Below are 17,044 nucleotides of genomic sequence, written 5' to 3'. Positions count from 1 at the left end.
CGCACCACTGAAGATGAGACCGACCATGCGCTTGTTGATCCTTCTTGCCGCCCTGCTGGCGCCGACCCTCGCACTTGCGCAGTTCCTACCGCGAGCCCCGTCCCCAGGCGATCGAATGCCGGGGATCTCCGATATGGGCAGGCAGCATGGCCAGTCGACGGTCGGCCATGATCTTCGCGAAACCCGTGAGCGGATCAGCAATGGTCGCGACAGTGGTCAATTGTCGAAACGCGAAGCCCGCGCGCTCCGCCGCGAAGCCGCGCAAATTTCGACGCTGGCTGACCGTTACGCGCGCGATGGCTTGTCCGATTCCGAACGGCGCGAGCTTGAGATGCGGGCGCAGGTGCTGCGCGACCTGACCGCGGCGCAGCGACTCCGGACAAAGGCCCCCTAGCGCATGCCAACAGGAAATGGTGGGCCCGGCAGGACTCGAACCCGCAACCTAGCCGTTATGAGCGGCCAGCTCTAACCATTGAGCTACAGGCCCCCGTGGGGAGATGCGGCGATAGCGGAGGCCGCGGCGCGTTGGCAAGCACCAAGGCTCAAGCGATCGCCTTGCGCTCTGCCATCGCCAGAATCTCGGCCCCCGTCGTCGGCTCGACCCCGCGCCGCGCCAAATGGTCGAGCACCACATCCCACCAGCGGTAGAACAGGTCGAGATCGTCCTGCGTACGGACATAGGGGGTATTGCCGGGTTGCAGCGATGGCGAATGGAACGAGAAGTTGAGCACGGGCAGGCGCCGATCGACGGCGATGTCGATCGCCTCGCGCGCCCGCGCGGCAGGAATGCCTTCGGGCGTCAGCGCGATCCGCTCGACCATTCCAAGCCGCGCCAGCGCCGCGCCGACGTGCGTACCGTTGCGCGCGAGGCGATGGTAAACCGCGCGGCCAGCGCCGCCGAGCAGACCACTGAAGATGGTTGTCACCGGCATCTCTAGCACCGCCCCTGCCTCCGTCCGAACCCACCAGGGATGCAGCGGTGCGCTGCGATAGTCGGGACCATGACCAGCGCGATAATCGAACCCCGACCGCACCGATGTATCACAGCGAAAGCCAAGTTCGGCGAGCATCGTCGCGGTGTCGGGGCCGAGCCCATAGCGCCCGGCGCGATACACGGTCGGCGCGGCTGCGAAGCGATCCCGGATCGCATCGCGCAGCGCGGTCATCTTTGCGCGTTGCAGGTCGCGGGGCAGATTGCCGGTATAGCTGTGGCGGGCACTGACCGCCTCGTCATGCGGCGGCGTCACCCACGGATGAAGCTGCGCCCCAATCTCGCACGCGCCATTGGCCTGCGCTGCGCCCAGGATTTCCAACGCGCGGTCGTCGGCAACGATCGGCCAATCGACCAGATATATCGGCCTTACCCCCGCACGTTCGAAATAGCCCTGACAGTCGGCGAGCGCCGGGACTGACGCAAGGCCATAGCCCGTGCGCGCAAAGGGCGCCTCCCAGTCGAAATCTTCTTCGGTATCGATCGTGACCCAGAACCGCGGTCGCTCGTCCGCTGCAAGTTCCACCAGGTCGGACCGTGCCGGCTCAGCAAAGAAATTGCCCGCAGGCTGCACCACGCTCCCCTTTGCTCCGCAACCGCCCCGGCTATTCGCCTTGCTGGGCCTCCAGCCCGGCTTCGGCCTTCGAGTTGGCCGAGCGTAGGTGCAAGGTCAAGGCGTTATGCCCGATGTCGAGCCGTCCGCCCGCCGCACGGGCCAGGCTGTCGACTAGCCGCAAGGAAAAGCCAAGGCTGAGCACCGCGGCGCCCGGCGCCTCGCCCTCAGGGCTGAAACCGGGGTCCAGCAGGTCGGATGCGGTGGCGAAACGAATCGTCGCGGGCCGAACGATCCGCAGCTGAAGCATGTCGTCATGCGGCGATTCGGTGACGAGCTGGCCGACCAGTATCGCTCCCGTTTCGGATACATCGATCAGTGCGGTCAGCAAGCGGCCGATCATGCGGCGCGCATTGGCATCGTTCGCCAGCCCTCTGAACGGCCCGCCGACGCGCGAAATGCTGAGATCAACGCGCTGTTCGGCCAGCAACGCCGCCAGGTCGCTTTCGACTTGGGTCACGATCGCACCGATATCGACGATTTCGCCCGGCGCCGGATCGATCGCGGCGATGGCGTTGCTGCGCGCTGCTGTCTCCAGATCGTCGATGATCGTTTGCACCGACAGGGCGTCGGCAACGATCGTGTCGGCCATCGTGCGATAGCTTTGGCTGACCGGCCCGAACATCTGACCCGCAACGATTTGGGCAAAGCCCGAAATGGCGTTGAGCGGACTGCGCAGTTCGTGGATCAACTGACGGATCGAGTCGCCCGAATCTTCGGCCACCGGGCGGCCATAAGGGGTCTCGTTGCGGTTCGGGCGGCGGGCGCTGCCGCGATAGCCGCGGAACTGCCCGGTGGCCGGGTCAAACCATGGCAGCGCCGAAAAGCGCCATTCGCCTGCGTCCGCAGGCGTGCCTTCGAGCATCATGCGCGCGTTGAGGATCTCGGCCCGTTGACGAAAGGCGCCTGCCGCGACACCGTCGGTGCCGGGTTCGCCGCCAAATGCCGCCTCGGCGATCGACAGGCCGATCACCGCGCCTCGGGTCACGCCGTCAACCCAATGGATCACGCCATCGGGGCCGGTCTCGAACAGGAACGCCGATCGCGGCGTCTGTGCGGCGATGGACCTGGCTGCGTCAGGCTGGCTGCGGGTCGATTGATATTTATCGATCCGGCGGACAAGTTCGCTGATCTGGCTGGTGCCATTTTCCACCGCAGCATCGGGTGCCGCGTGCAGCGACAACACCGGTGCCGGGGCGGCTTCGGCGTCCACCACGGGCCGCGGCAGCGCGACCGACCCGCTGCCCAAACTCGCCAGCGCACGATAAACACCCTGCGGTAGATCCGTCCGTCCAGCGAGCACCGATCGCGCCATGGCATTGGTCGCTGGCAGCATCGCCAGCCAGTCCGCTTCCGACAATTGCGCGCCGCGCAACATGATCGCCGCGACGGCGGGGACGTCGTTGCCGTAAAACGCGACCAGCGGCGCAAATCGGCCGTGTTTCGCGATCGCCCGCGCGCAATCGCGGCGCACCGATTCGGGGACGCGCGGCCGCAGGACGGCCAGTGCATGCAGGCTGCGACGAATATCGTCATCATCCAGTTGATTGCCGCGCTGCGCCAGAATATCGGACAGCTGGCGCCACGCTGCGATGCTGGCGCGATGATCCGCAGGCGCTTGACGCAGGATGGTCGCGATCATCGAGTCAGCAGTCACGCGAAGCCAGCCCCACACCTTCTATCGTTGGTTACCGTAAGCTTACCGGCTAGCGTGAATCCCCCGGTCATGAAAGTGCCTTCACCGGCCACGTCACATTGTGGGACAATTGCAATCGGCTGAAATAATATTATGGTGTTCGCAGTTTTGGAAAGCGGATGTTTCAACAATGGCGAGTCAGAAATTCGATCAGATCGACCTCCAGATACTGGGCGAGCTACAGAAAAATGGCCGGATGACGAATGTCGAACTGGCGCAAATGGTGGGATTGACCGCACCGCCATGCTTGCGGCGCGTCCGCGCGCTGGAAGAATCGGGGGTCATCCGATCCTATCATGCCGATCTCGATGCTGCGAAGCTCGGCTATGGCATCACCGTCTTTGCGATGGTCAGCCTGCGCAGTCAGGCCGAGTCCGACCTGAAAGCGTTCGAAGATTATGTCGGCGGTCTCGCCGAAGTGCGCGAATGCTATATGCTCAATGGCGAAATCGACTTTCTGCTAAAGGTCGTTGCGCGCGATCTGCAAAGCTTTCAGTCATTCCTGACCGCCCATCTGACCTCGGCGCCCAATGTCACCAGCGTCAAGACATCGCTGACGATCCGCACCGCAAAGCAGCTGGCGGGTATTCCAGTGGAACTCTGATCGGCCCAATCCTGAACGCCCAACAAAAAGGGCGCCGCTCCAAACCGGAACGGCGCCCTTTTTTGCGTTGTTAACGCCCGAGCCTCAGGTCGCGGGCGTCGCTGCCGGAGCGGCCGCCGGCGCTGCGCCAGCCTTGGCCTGGATTGCCCACAGTTGCGCCAGCCGCTGCCGATTGCCCTGCACTTTGGCGAAACTGGCCACCGCTGCGTCGCTTTGCCCCGCCAGCGCTTGCGCGACGCCGAGTCGATACTGAATGACCGGATCGGTCGGGCTGGCCGCCAACGCCGCTTCATACAGCGGAATGGCTTTGGCCGCATCGCCACTGCCGACCAGCGCATCGGCAGTCGCGCGCGCTGCCTTGGGATTGGTCAGCGTGGCCGGTTTGGCGGCGTCGGCGGCAACGGCGGTGGCGTCTGCCGCCGCGCGCGGCGTTTGCGATTCCAGAATACCGCCGAAATGCGTATCGGTCTTGGGAATCGCGCCGCGGTTCTGGCCATGCTTGATGACCGCAACGACCTCGCCCGGATAACCGGCTTCGGTCGCCAGCCCCGCATATTCCAGATATTCGGGACGCTGCGTCATCGAATTGGTGGCGCGCATCAGGCGCAGGATGTCGAGGTTCAGTTCCTTGTCGCCGCCTGACTGCTGCAACAGGATGTACAGCGTGTTGCGCCACGTGGCCGGGGTCGGATAATCCTGCACGCGCATGGTCAGCACGTCCAGCATTTCATTGGTCCGGTTGGCTTTTTGAAAGGCTTGGGCGGGACGCACAAACAGCTCTTCGGACGGTTTCGTACCGGCCGCCCGGGCGGCAGCGATCCCGGCCTGGGCGATTTCCCAGCCCTTGTCGATCTGTCCACCGTTCAAATAGCTGTCCATCAGCATCGGCGACAGCGCGCTTTCGGTCGAACCCGCGGCCTTCGCCGCTTCGAGCCGCTGAATCGCCTTGGTGTAATTTTTCGCACCATAGGCAAAATTGCCCGAATAGAAATTATAGACGCCAATGTTTTCAGCCGGGGTCAGGCCCGACTCGATCATCACATCGAGCCCCTGCCCCTGCAGCGCCTGATCCTTGTTCAGGATGCCAAGCTGGAGTTGATAGAAACCGATCAGATATTTGTCGTCGGGCGTCGATGCGCTGGCCTGTCCCTCAGTCAGCGCTGCTTGCAATGTCGCAGCGTCCTTGGCGCCGGCGGCATCGGTCATCTTTTTGAGCGCCGGAGCGAATCCTTTGCTGGCGACCAGCCCCTTGCCCTTGGCGGCTTCTTCCTTTTTCGGCTTTTCTTTCTTCTGCGCAGCGGCCGGGGTCGCGGTCGTCATCAGCGCGCAGCCCAGCACAGCGGCCATGGCCGTCGCGGGCATCGAGCGGAAACGGGTGAACATCGAAATCTCTCCTCAGAATCGGCCGGCTCGCCCAACGAAAACAGGCAACGCAAACGGGGTTCCGGCGCGCGTTCATAACGCGGCTAAACCCGTCGCGTTGCCATGGCAAGACGGCCCGTTGCGATATTTATTGGAAGAAAGCGGCTGAACGGGAATTGAACCCCGCTCCCTTTCATTCGCCGCGCGGCTCAGGCGAGGTCGTCGATCGCCGCGTTGATCTGGCGCAGCACCAGCGGATCGCCCGGCGCGCCGGCCATCGCCTGTTCGGCAAGTTCGATCAGCGGGATGATGCCAAAGGTTGCCGCCAGCCCCTTGAGGCGAAGCGCGGCAACCTCCCAATTGGCGTCGCAGCGGGCGCGGCGCATCAGGTCGGCGAGGTCGCGCGCACCGCCGGTAAAGGCCGTGCGCAGGTCCATCGCGATCGCCGGATCGTCGCCGATCGCGGCGCTGAGGTACCTGTCGAGGGGGCCACTATCAAAAGACATTCCACAGGCTTGGCACCCCGTGGTTAAGTTTCCGTTTCAAGACGGCCATTTGATGCTAAGATGACCCCATGACGGGGGATAAGAAAATTGTCGGATTGTGGCGGGATTCCGCCGAGATCCAGGAAGCCGACAGCGCCGCGCGGGCCGACGCCGCGCCGCCCGAAACGGCGGCCGCGCTCGATGCAGCGGCACCAGTCGAACGCGAGTGGCTCGAAATGGCGCCACTGATCGCGGCCGAAGATGGTGCCGATTATGCCGATGATGCGGGGCAGGAATCGCCATGGCGCGATCGCGTCGCCCCGGCCCTGCTTGTTTTAGTGGGCATCGGCTGGACAGGGTTCGCGCTGTCGGTCGCGACGGACAATTTTGCGCGCAGCCCTGCACTTGCCGACACCCCGTCGCTAGTCGCAACGATCGCGATGCCGCTGACGCTGCTCGCCGTACTGTGGATGGTACTGCTGCGTTCAGGTCGTTCGGAGCAGGCGCGTTTCGCCCGGGTGGCAACGGCACTGCGCGAAGAAAATTTGGCGCTCAATCAATCGATGCATTCGCTGGGACTGCACCTCGCAGATGCGCAAAAGCAGCTCGGCGAACAGGCCAAGCTCGTTCAGCAGCTTGGGTTCGACACGGTGATGCGGCTCAATGAAAGCAGCGACAAGCTGGCCAGTAACGCATCGGTCATCGCCAATGCGCATGATCAGCTCGCACGCTCGGGCGACGTCGCTTTGCAGCGCATGGACGGTCTGCTCGCCGGCCTGCCGCGGATCGACGATGTGGCGCAGCGGCTCGCAGTGAATTTCCGCGAAGCCGGACTCGTCGCGCACCAGCAGGGCGCCAGCCTCGAAGCGAAACTCGCCGAACTTGGCGAGGCGGCCGCCAAGACCGCGCAAACCGGTGAGACCGCGACCGCCAGCATTCTCGAAGCGATTGTTGCGCTGCAAGAGCAGGGCAAGGACACCGAAACCGGCCTGCTCGCGGCTTCCACCCAAGTGAGCAGCGCACACGACGCGGCGCTCGCGCGGATGACCAGCGTCAGCGCCAGCGCGCGCGACGATATGACATCGACCGTCGCCACCGTCACCGCGCAGATGGAGGAAAGCTGGCGCCTGTTCCGCGATGGTGTCGACACCGCCGCGGCGCAAATGGATGCCAAGCTGGCCGCCGCGCGCGATGCTGGCGATGCGATGGGTGCGCAATTGTCCGCCCACGCCGACGCCAGCGATGCACTCGCGACGCGGATCACCGCGCATGTCGCCGAAGTCGCACAGCAGCTGGAGGTGCTCGACGTCAGCGTCAGCGCCAGCACCGGCGTCATTGGCCGTTCGATCGATGACACCAAGGCGCAGCTCGCCGCGTTTATGCAGGAAGTGCAGAGCGGCAATGCGTCGGCACACCAGCTGATCACCCACGCCGAATCGCTGCTCCTCGCGCTCGACGCGGTGACGCGCGAGCTCGACGAGACGCTGCCCCACGCGCTCGACCGCATGACCTCGCATGGCAAGGCGACGCAGACCGCGCTTTCGCAGCTGCGACCGATGCTGGAGGCGTCCGAACTGGTTGCGCAATCGACGATGTCGCACGTCAATGCAGTGCAGGCGACGCTCAAATCGAACGAAGAACAGATGGCGGGGCACGCGACCAGCCAGCAGGCGCTGGTCGACCGCATTAACGGCTCGCTCGCCGACGCCGAAGCCGCGCTGGCTAAACTGCGCGATGGCGCCGACGAATTTGCCGAACAGGGCGGCGCGCGGATGATCGCAACGCTGGGCGAAGTGCGCGCCACCGCCGACTCGGCCGCCGATGAAGCGCGGCAGACGCTCGAAAAGCTGGTGTCGGGGGCGCGCGAAGCGATGCAGGCGACCGCGACCGAGGCGATCGACGCCGCGTTCAAGACCGAGATCATGGCGCAGCTGACCGCGATCGAAGAAGCCTCCGCCCGCGCCGTCGCCGCCGCAAACGGCGCCGCCGACCGGCTGATGCGCCAGCTGATCACGATCATGGACACGAGCGCGAGCGTAGAACAGCGCGTCGCCGAAGCCGAACAGGCGATCGCCGCATCCGACCGCGATTCGCTGGCTAAACAGGTGGGTCTGTTGACCGAAGCGCTGAAATCGACCGCGATCGACGTCACCAAGATCCTGTCGACCGAAGTGAGCGACACCGCATGGGATGCGTATCTGAAGGGCGACCGCGGCGTTTTCGCGCGCCGTGCGGTGAAGTTGATCGAGAATGGCGAGGCGAAGGAAATCCTGCGCCTCTACCAGAATGACGACGGCTTCCACGCATCGGTGAACCAGTTCATCCATGATTTCGAGGCGATGCTGCGCCTGCTGATCGGCGCGCGCGACGGGTCGGCGATCAGCGTAACCTTGCTGTCGTCGGACATCGGCAAGCTGTATGTGGCTCTGGCGCAGGCGATCGACCGCTTGCGGAACTAGGCCGGCGGTGGTGTTAATCGATCGGCGTGGCGGGTTCCGAAAGGAAGCGGACGTTTATTCAATCGTCATCCCGGCGAAGGCCGGGATCTCGCCGTCGCGGGAAACCGAGAGGGTGGGATCCCGGCCTTCGCCGGGATGACGAATAAGAGACGGTCTGAAAACCACCCCGCAGCAGACGACCTCTTCGAAAAGTTCTTTCCTACAATTTCAGGCTGTGTCAGCCTTCACTCGGCTTTTTTATTTGATAGACAAATATCAGTCACGGCTTGGCTTGCCGGTAACGCTGATGCGAGGGGTGCAAAACGCATCAAAATCACCGCGAGATCCAAATCGGGCGGCCCATAGGGCTGAACTTTCCTGAACTTTGCAGAATATTAGTCGCCAGCGGGTCAGGCCCGCCCGCTCACCACATCGGGATCGACGACCCCGCTCACATAGGCAGCGTAATAAATCACAAACCCGATCGTCGCGACGATCGCCATCTGGAGCAGAATGCGGCCGGGCCGGAACGTCGCGGGGGCGCCGCGGTCTTGGCCCTTTACCAGCGGCGCCTCATCGTCGCTCCCTTTGCGGCCGTGGAACGGCAGCACGAAGAAAGCGCTGAGCGCGAAGAACAGCGAATAGATGGCGAGCGCCGAGGTCCATTTCATCGTCGGTAATCCGTTCAGAGTTGCACGAGCATGACATCGACGACCGGCTTTTTGCCGGTCCAATCGGTCGCGACGCGGCGCACGCTCAGCCGGATCGCCTCGCGCATTTTTTCCGGCTCTTTGGCGGGCGCCAAGGCCGCCTGTTCGGCCGCCTCGCGCATTTCGTCGATAAACGCCTCGCGCTCATCCTCGACCGGCACGCCGCGATAGCTGACCGCGACGTCGGTGAAGCGTTTGCCGGTAAAGATCACCGCGACGGTGATATGCCCGTGCAATGCCAGCTTGCGGCGCTCGTTGATCGTCTCGCCATCGGCGGGCAGGATGACGTCGCCGTCGAGGATAAGGCGCCCGGCGCGAACGCGCTCGAGGATTTTGGCGGGACCGGGGGCCAGCCGCACCAGATCGCCATTTTCCTGAATCAGCGCATCGGGAACGCCCTTTTCCAGCGCAAAACGCGCCTGTTCGTGCATATGGCGAATCTCGCCATGCACCGGCACCACCAGTTTCGGACGCAGCCAGCCATAAAGCGCCGCGAGTTCGGGCTGCCCCGGATGACCGCTGACATGGATATGTGCCTGCTTTTCGGTGACGGTCAGAATGTCCTTCGCCGCGAGCTGGTTCATGATCCGTCCAATCGCGACTTCGTTGCCCGGAATCTGCTTCGACGAAAACACAACGGTATCGCCCGGCGCGAGCTTGATCTGGTGGCTGTCCGCTGCCATCCGCGCCAGCGCCGCGCGCGGTTCGCCCTGTCCGCCGGTGGCGATCACCATCACCTTGTCGCGCGGCAGGCGCATTGCCTCGTCGAAATCGACCGTCGGCGGAAAGTCTTTCAGATAACCGACCGAGCGCGCCACGCCCAAAATGCGGTCGAGCGAGCGACCCGCAACGCACAGGGTGCGCCCCGTTGCCGTCGCCACGCGGCCCAGCGTCTTGAGTCGCGCGGCGTTCGAGGCAAAGGTGGTGACGATGACGCGACCCTTGGCATTGCCGACCGCGGTGAGCAGCCCGTCATACAGGTCCCCCTCGCTGCCCGACGCCTCTGGATTGAACGCATTGGTCGAATCGCCGATCAGGAAATCGACGCCCTCGTCGCCAATCGCGGTCAGCGCCGCGGCGCTCGACGGCGTACCCAGCACCGGATCGGCATCGAGCTTCCAGTCGCCGGTGTGGAACACGCGGCCATAAGGCGTATCGATCACCGCCGCGCTCATCTCCAGAATCGAGTGCGCCAGCGGCATCAGGCGGATGCCGAACGGCCCAAGCTGGAAATGCGCGTCGATGTCGACGGTCTTGATCTTGATCTCTTTCTCCAGCCCCTCTTCCGCCAGCTTGTTGGCGATCAATCCGGCGGTAAAGCGGTTGGCGTAGAGCGGCACGCCAAGGTCGGCGGCGAGATAAGGCAACGCGCCAATATGATCCTCATGCCCGTGGGTCAGGATGATACCGAGCAGGTCCTTTTTGCGATCCTCGATAAACTCCAGGTCGGGCATGATGATGTCGATGCCTGGATAGTCATGGGTGCCAAAGGTCACGCCGAGGTCGAGCATGATCCATTTGCCGTCGCAGCCGTAGAGATTGGCGTTCATGCCAATCTCGCCCGATCCGCCGAGCGCGAGGAAAAGTAGCTCCTTTCCGGGAGTCGTCATATTGTCTGGTTCCGTTGGTTATAGAGGTGCATCAACCCGTTGAGCGTGAGGTCGGGTTCGATGCGGTCGAACAGATGGGCTTGTTCCTGAAACAAGGTTGCAAGGCCTCCGGTCGCGATGACGGTGAGTGGCTTGCCGATTTCGGATTTCATTCTCCCTATCAGGCCTTCCATCATGGATACATAGCCCCAATAGACGCCGATCAACATCTGACTTTCGGTGGTGCGCCCGATCACGCTGCTGGTCGCGGGGGCTTCGATTGCAATGCGTGGCAGCTTGGCGGCGGCCGCGACGAGGGCTTCGAGCGAGAGATTCACGCCGGGCGCAATGATCCCGCCCAGATAGGCGCCGTCGGTGTCGATATGGTCGAGCGTCGTCGCGGTGCCGAAGCTGATGACCAGCTTGTCCTTGCCGGGTTCGACCGCTTGCGCCGCGATCGCGTTTACCGCGCGGTCGGCACCGACCGAGCGCGGCTCGTCGACCTTGAGCGCGATGCCCCATGTCACGGGCTCGCGTCCAGCGACCAACGCATCGACGCCGAAATATTTGACCGCCAACAGTTGCAGATTGTGGAGCGCGCGCGGCACGACCGTCGAGATGATCACTGCATCGACCTGCGCGCGGTCATAGCCCTCGATGCGCAGCAACTGATCGAGCCACACCATATATTCGTCGGCGGTGCGCCGGTCGTCGGTGGCGATCCGCCACCGCGCGCGCAGCTGCGATCCGTCGAACAGCGCAAATTTGGCATTGGTGTTGCCGACATCGATCGCGAGCAGCATCTATCTCTCTTTCTCGACCGGGCGGCCCAGTTCGACGTCCCCAGCGTGCACCAGCATGGTCTCCCCGCGCGCAGTGCGCAAGCGCAGCGCGCCGTCGTCGGCCAGACCTTCGAACGTCCCCTCGATACCCTGTTCGGACACGCGCAGCGCCGTACCGCGCGGATGCGCCAGCGGTAGCCAAGCGCGGACGATGCTCGCGGCGCCTTCCTGCCGCCATGTCCAGAGCGCATCGGTGAGCGCGATCGCGAGTGCACCGGCAAAATGATCACGGTCGATCGCTGCGTCCTTGCCCGCCAATGTCGCGGTGGGGCGGTCGGGCAGGTCTGGTGCGACGACCAGATTGACGCCAACCCCGATCACCACCGAATCGCGGCTACGCTCCATCAGGATGCCCGCGCATTTGGCGCCGGCCACCAGCAGGTCGTTCGGCCATTTAAGCTGCGCCTCGACGCCCGGTGCCAAAGCAGCAACGGTCTTGGCCAGCGCCACTCCGGCAACCAGCGCCAGCGTTGCTGCCGACGGGTCGCCGACCGTCAGATGCACGACGGTCGAGCCCATGAAATTGCCCTGCCCGTCGTTCCAGTCGCGCCCCAGCCGTCCGCGCCCGGCGGTCTGGCGATCGGCGATCAGCCAATGCCCCTCGCCGACCTGCTCGCCGCTGGCCAGCCGCGCCAGCAGGTCGGCGTTGGTCGAACCTGTCTGCGCTACCCGCTCGATCGGCGGGATCAGAACAGCACCGCGGCGGCGCTCGCCGAAACGACTGCGAGCATCGGGATGAAGAGATAACCGATCACCGACAGCCACAAGGCACTCGCCGTGATCACCGCATCCTCGACGATTGCGCCACCGCCCGCGGGGATTTCGGTGTCCGAATTGTCATCGAAATACATCGTCTTGATGATCGCGATATAATAGAATGCCCCGATCACTGACGCGACGATGCCCGCAATCGCCAGCGGCAGCAGGTTGGCGTTCACCGCGGCCTCGAACACCAGATATTTCGGCCAGAAGCCGAACAGCGGCGGAATACCCGCCAGGCTGAACAGGAATACCGCCATCGCTGCCGCCAGTCCGGGGCGGCGCTGCGACAGACCCGCGAGCGCCGGGATGCTTTCGATATAATTGCCGTCAGCGTCGCGCAATTGCAGCACGACCAAGAAGGCGCCAATCGTCGTCACGACATAGACGAGCAGATAGGTCAACACGCCTTCGACCCCCGCCTGCGTTCCCGCAGCGAGACCGATCAGCATGAAACCGACATTGTTGATCGACGAATAAGCGAGCAGGCGCTTGATATTCTTCTGCCCGATCGCGCCGACCGCACCGAGGATGATCGAGGCAAGCGCAAGGAAGATGATGATCTGCTGCCACGCGCCAATTGCAGGTCCCATCGCGTCGATGACAACGCGCGTCATCAGTGCCATCGCAGCGACTTTCGGCGCGCTGGCAAAGAAGGTCGTCACCGGGGTCGGTGCGCCTTCGTAAACGTCGGGGGTCCACATATGGAACGGCACAGCGCTGATCTTGAAACCAAGCCCCGCGAGCACGAATACGATGCCAAAGATCAACCCGATGTTCATCTCGCCGCCCATGCGCGCCGCAATGCCGCTGAAATCGGTGGTGCCGGTAAAGCCATAGAGCAGCGAAATGCCATAGAGCAGCATTCCCGACGCGAGCGCACCGAGGACGAAGTATTTGAGGCCCGCTTCGGTCGAGCGCTCGTCGGTGCGCATGAAGCTGGCGAGCACATAGGCCGCGAGGCTGTTGAGTTCGAGCCCGACGTACAGCGTCATCAGGTCGCGCGACGACGCCATGATCCCCATACCAAGCGCCGCGAACAGGATCAGGGTCGGATATTCGGCGCGCATCCCGCCGGTGAAGAAGCGCGGCGCGATGAGGATGCAGATAAAGCTGGCGGCGTAGATCAGCAGCTTGGCGAAGCCGCCGAAACCGTCAACCGACAGCGTCCCTGAAAAGACCGTGGCATCGACGCCGAACAGCGCGACAACAGCCGCCGCAGCCGCCGCCAGCGTCAGCAGCGCGCTGAGCTGGTAGATGCCAACCTGCCGGTCACCTAGGAAGGTGCCGAGCATCAGGGTGATGAGCCCGCCGATCGTCAGGATCAGTTCGGGCCAGATGAGTGCGAGATCGGCGGTCATTGGACGCCTCCCGCATGGCTCGATCCGTGGGCGGCTTCGCCCTGCGCCTTGGCGGGCTGCGGCTTGCCGGCGGCCAGATGGGCATCGCCCGCAGGTTTGGCCGGAGCGAGCCGCGCGACCACCGTCGTCACATCGCCGCGCATCGGCGCGAGGAAGCTTTCGGGATAAACACCCATCCACAGTGCCACTGCGGCCAGCGGCGCCAGCACCGCCCATTCGCGGGGATTGAGGTCGGGCATCGCCTTGACATCGTCCTTGGTGAGTTCGCCGAACACGACGCGGCGATAGAGATAGAGCATATATGCGGCGCCGAGGATGATCCCGGTGGTGCAGACGAAGGCGACCCAGCTCGAAGCTTCATAAATCCCGGCGAGGCTCAGGAATTCACCAACGAAACCGCTGGTGCCCGGCAAGCCAATCGACGCCATTGTAAAGAGCATGAAGAAGATCGCATAAGCCGGCATGTTGACCGCGAGCCCGCCATAACGGTCGATCTCGCGCGTGTGCAGCCGATCATAGATCACACCGACGCAGAAGAAGAGCGCGGCCGACACGACGCCGTGGCTGAGCATGATGATCAGTGCGCCTTCGATGCCTTGCTGGTTGAACGCGAACAGGCCCGCGGTGACAATCGCCATATGCGCGACCGAAGAATAAGCGATCAGCTTTTTCATGTCGCTCTGCACCAGCGCGACGAGGCTGGTATAGACCACCGCCACCATCGAAAGGCCAAAGACGATCCACATCAGCTGCGCCGACGCGTCGGGGAACATCGGCATCATGAAGCGGATGAAGCCATAAGCGCCGAGTTTGAGCAGCACGCCGGCCAAGATCATCGACCCCGCGGTCGGCGCCTGCACATGCGCGTCGGGCAGCCAGGTGTGGACGGGCCACATCGGCATCTTGACCGCAAGGCTGGCGAAGAACGCGAGCCACAGCCACGTCTGCATTTCGACCGGGAAGTCGTAATTGAGGAGCGTCGGGATGTCGGTCGTTCCCGCTTCGGCGATCATCGCGATCATCGCGATCAGCATCAGCACCGATCCGAGCAGCGTATAGAGGAAGAATTTATAAGCCGCATATTTGCGGTTCGCGCCGCCCCAGATGCCGATGATGAAATACATCGGGATCAGGCCAGCCTCGAAGAAGATGTAGAACAGCAGCAGATCCTGGGCGCAGAACACGCCGATCATGATCGTTTCCATGACGAGGAACATCGCCATGTAGAGGCCAACACGGCTCTTGATCGCGTCCCAACTGGCAAGGATGCACAGCGGCATCAGGAACACGCTGAGCATGATCAGCATCAGCGCCATGCCGTCGATGCCGAGCGCCCAGCTGAACCGCCCGAACAGGTCGGCGCGTTCGGTGAACTGCCACTGCGGCCCGCCGATGTCGAACTGCGCCCACATCACGCAGCCGAGGACGAAGGTCACCAGCGTCGCGCCGAATGCGACCCAGCGCGCCATTTTGTCACCCGCGAACAGGCACGCGATGGCGGCGACCGCGGGGATCGCCAGCATCAGCGAAAGGATCGGAAAGCCGCTCACAGGAACTTCACCATGGCCCAGCTGGCGAGGCCGACAAGCCCGAGCAGCATCACAAACGCATATCCATAAACATAACCCGATTGCAGCCGCACCGCGAGCCGCGTGCCGCCCTGGACGAGCGCCGCCGCACCATCGGGACCGAAGCGGTCGATGGTCTGCTCATCGCCGCGCTTCCAGAAGAAGCGGCCGATTGCGAAGGCAGGCTTCACGAAGACGATGTTGTAGAGCTCGTCGAAATACCATTTGTTGAACAGGAATTGGTGGAGCAGCTTGAACTGCGCCACGAAGCGGCCCGGCAACGTCGTGTTGCGAATATAGCTGTTCCACGCGAGGAACAGCCCGATCGCCATCACCGTAAACGGCGTCCATTTCACCCACAGCGGCACTTCATGCGCGGCGTGCATCAGTTCGGCGTCGAAAGCGAGACTCCCGTTCCAGAAAGCCAGACCTTCGTCGGGATAGATGAACGGATATTTGAACGCGAAGCCTGCGAACACCGCGCCGATCGACAGAATGATCAGCGGGATCAGCATGGTGACCGGACTTTCGTGAGGCTTGTAGCCAGCGGTGCCATCGCCCTGCGCGGCGTGATGATGATCGTCATGGGCCGCGTGGGCGTGGTCGTCGTGACCATGCCCATGATCGTCATGCACAGCATGCTGGATATGCTCGCTTTGCTCCCAGCGCGCTTTGCCATGGAAGGTCAGGAAGACGAGGCGCCACGAATAGAAGCTGGTGAGGAAGGCGACAAAAATGCCGACCCAGAAAGCGATCACCCCGCCTCCCCCGCTTGCGAAGGCCGCTTCCAGGATGCCGTCCTTCGAATAGAAGCCCGCAAAACCGAACACGCCATAGATGCCGACGCCGGTGATCGCCAGCGTGCCCAGCATCATCGCCCAATAGGTGATCGGGATTTCTTTCCGCAGCGCGCCATAATAACGCATGTCCTGTTCATGGTGCATCGCATGGATGACCGAACCGGCGCCCAGGAATAGCAAAGCCTTGAAGAAGGCATGCGTGAATAAATGGAACATCGCGGCGCCATAAGCGCCCGCGCCCGCGGCGAAGAACATATAGCCAAGCTGCGAACAGGTCGAATAGGCGATGACGCGCTTGATGTCCCACTGCGTCGTCGCGACGGTCGCGGCGAAGAAACAGGTCGCGGCGCCGACGAACATCACGACACCCTGCGCGACGTCCGACATCTCGAACATCGGCGATAGGCGGCAGACCATGAAGACGCCCGCGGTGACCATCGTTGCGGCGTGGATCAGCGCCGACACCGGGGTCGGACCTTCCATCGCGTCGGGCAGCCAGGTGTGCAGACCGAGCTGCGCTGACTTGCCCATCGCGCCGATGAACAACAGCAGGCAGAGGATCGTCATCGTGTCGAGACGCATCCCCATGAAGCTGATTGTCGAACCCGCCATTCCAGGCGCAGCGGCGAGGATCTCGGGGATCGAGACGGTGCCGAACACCAGGAAGGTGCCGAAAATGCCGAGCATGAAGCCCAGATCGCCGACGCGGTTGACGACGAACGCCTTGATCGCCGCGGCATTGGCGCTCGGCTTCTTGTACCAGAAGCCGATGAGGAGATACGACGCGAGTCCGACGCCTTCCCAACCGAAGAACATCTGGACCAGGTTGTTCGCAGTCACGAGCATCAACATCGCGAAGGTGAAGAGCGAGAGATAGGCGAAGAAGCGCGGCTGGTCCGGGTCTTCCTCCATATAGCCCCAGCTGTAGAGGTGGACGAGCGCCGACACCGTCGTGATGACAACGAGCATCACAGCGGTCAGTGCGTCGATGCGCAGCTCCCAGTTGAATTGCAGCGCGCCCGACGACACCCAGTGCAGCACGGTGACGACTTCGGCCTCGCCGGTCCCCATCACGAACGACAGAAAGATCGGCCAGCTGAGCGCCGCGCTGGTGAACAGCGCGCCAGTGGTGATCAGCTTGGCCGCGAACGGACCAATGGCTCGCTGGCCCAGCCCTGCGACAAGCGCCGCGAGCAGCGGCAGGAAAACGATCGCCTGAATCACCG

General features: G+C 63.4%; 14 protein-coding genes and 1 tRNA gene. 3 read left to right on the top strand and 12 right to left on the bottom strand.

Annotation, left to right across the window (positions count from 1 at the left end; translation table 11 throughout):
* Nucleotides 1-115 precede the first annotated feature (115 nt).
* Nucleotides 116-394, top strand: a complete 279-nt coding sequence (locus tag B4F07_RS14170; RefSeq protein WP_293696998.1) for a hypothetical protein — start codon at nucleotides 116-118, stop codon at nucleotides 392-394.
* Between the two features lie 17 nt (nucleotides 395-411).
* Here the strand turns inward: B4F07_RS14170 and B4F07_RS14165 are convergent.
* The 3 genes from B4F07_RS14165 to B4F07_RS14155 form a co-directional block, all read right to left on the bottom strand.
* Nucleotides 412-487, bottom strand: a tRNA-Ile gene (locus B4F07_RS14165).
* 55 nt (nucleotides 488-542) lie between these two features.
* Nucleotides 543-1,517, bottom strand: a complete 975-nt coding sequence (locus tag B4F07_RS14160; protein ID WP_293697001.1) for a polysaccharide deacetylase family protein — start codon at nucleotides 1,515-1,517, stop codon at nucleotides 543-545.
* Between the two features lie 79 nt (nucleotides 1,518-1,596).
* Nucleotides 1,597-3,261 (bottom strand): histidine kinase dimerization/phospho-acceptor domain-containing protein, encoded by a 1,665-nt coding sequence (locus B4F07_RS14155; RefSeq protein WP_293697004.1) that lies wholly within the window; start codon nucleotides 3,259-3,261, stop codon nucleotides 1,597-1,599.
* A gap of 169 nt (nucleotides 3,262-3,430) precedes the next feature.
* Between B4F07_RS14155 and B4F07_RS14150 the strand changes: the two genes are divergently transcribed.
* Entirely contained in the window at nucleotides 3,431-3,904 is a 474-nt protein-coding gene (locus B4F07_RS14150; RefSeq protein WP_293697007.1) for an Lrp/AsnC family transcriptional regulator, read from the top strand.
* 84 nt (nucleotides 3,905-3,988) lie between these two features.
* On the opposite strand, the gene B4F07_RS14145 is transcribed toward B4F07_RS14150, so the two are convergent.
* On the bottom strand, nucleotides 3,989-5,287 hold the full coding sequence (locus B4F07_RS14145; RefSeq protein WP_293697010.1) for a tetratricopeptide repeat protein: 1,299 nt from the start codon (nucleotides 5,285-5,287) through the stop codon (nucleotides 3,989-3,991).
* A 188-nt stretch (nucleotides 5,288-5,475) separates the two neighbouring features.
* Nucleotides 5,476-5,772, bottom strand: coding sequence for an Hpt domain-containing protein (locus tag B4F07_RS14140; protein WP_293697013.1), 297 nt, complete (start codon nucleotides 5,770-5,772; stop codon nucleotides 5,476-5,478).
* A gap of 68 nt (nucleotides 5,773-5,840) precedes the next feature.
* On the opposite strand from B4F07_RS14140, the gene B4F07_RS14135 reads away from it, so the two are divergent.
* Nucleotides 5,841-8,210 (top strand): hypothetical protein, encoded by a 2,370-nt coding sequence (locus tag B4F07_RS14135; RefSeq protein ID WP_293697016.1) that lies wholly within the window; start codon nucleotides 5,841-5,843, stop codon nucleotides 8,208-8,210.
* A gap of 389 nt (nucleotides 8,211-8,599) precedes the next feature.
* Here the strand turns inward: B4F07_RS14135 and B4F07_RS14130 are convergent, their stop codons facing one another.
* From B4F07_RS14130 to nuoL, 7 genes are read right to left on the bottom strand one after another with little or no spacing between them, the layout of a single operon-like run.
* The gene (locus tag B4F07_RS14130; RefSeq protein ID WP_293697019.1) at nucleotides 8,600-8,860 is read right to left on the bottom strand and encodes a DUF1467 family protein; all 261 of its coding nucleotides are present in this window, start codon (nucleotides 8,858-8,860) and stop codon (nucleotides 8,600-8,602) included.
* 14 nt (nucleotides 8,861-8,874) lie between these two features.
* Entirely contained in the window at nucleotides 8,875-10,509 is a 1,635-nt protein-coding gene (locus B4F07_RS14125; protein WP_293697022.1) for a ribonuclease J, read from the bottom strand.
* Entirely contained in the window at nucleotides 10,506-11,291 is a 786-nt protein-coding gene (locus B4F07_RS14120) for a type III pantothenate kinase (protein WP_293697025.1), read from the bottom strand. The genes B4F07_RS14125 and B4F07_RS14120 overlap by 4 nt, the downstream gene beginning before the upstream one ends.
* Nucleotides 11,292-12,095, bottom strand: a complete 804-nt coding sequence (locus tag B4F07_RS14115) for a biotin--[acetyl-CoA-carboxylase] ligase (RefSeq protein WP_293697028.1) — start codon at nucleotides 12,093-12,095, stop codon at nucleotides 11,292-11,294. It lies immediately after the preceding gene.
* The gene (gene nuoN, locus B4F07_RS14110; protein WP_293697031.1) at nucleotides 12,017-13,450 is read right to left on the bottom strand and encodes an NADH-quinone oxidoreductase subunit NuoN; all 1,434 of its coding nucleotides are present in this window, start codon (nucleotides 13,448-13,450) and stop codon (nucleotides 12,017-12,019) included. Before nuoN ends, B4F07_RS14115 begins: the two co-directional genes overlap by 79 nt.
* Nucleotides 13,447-15,000: an NADH-quinone oxidoreductase subunit M gene (locus B4F07_RS14105; RefSeq protein ID WP_293697034.1), complete on the bottom strand. Its 1,554-nt coding sequence runs from the start codon at nucleotides 14,998-15,000 to the stop codon at nucleotides 13,447-13,449. Before B4F07_RS14105 ends, nuoN begins: the two co-directional genes overlap by 4 nt.
* Nucleotides 14,997-17,042, bottom strand: a complete 2,046-nt coding sequence (nuoL, locus tag B4F07_RS14100) for an NADH-quinone oxidoreductase subunit L (protein WP_293697037.1) — start codon at nucleotides 17,040-17,042, stop codon at nucleotides 14,997-14,999. The genes B4F07_RS14105 and nuoL overlap by 4 nt, the downstream gene beginning before the upstream one ends.
* Nucleotides 17,043-17,044: the final 2 nt, after the last annotated feature.

Source organism: Sphingopyxis sp. UBA6723, from assembly GCF_002454115.1.
Lineage (GTDB): Bacteria > Pseudomonadota > Alphaproteobacteria > Sphingomonadales > Sphingomonadaceae > Sphingopyxis.
Note: the sequence above shows the minus strand (reverse complement) of the source record. Positions and strands in the feature narration are given on the sequence as shown.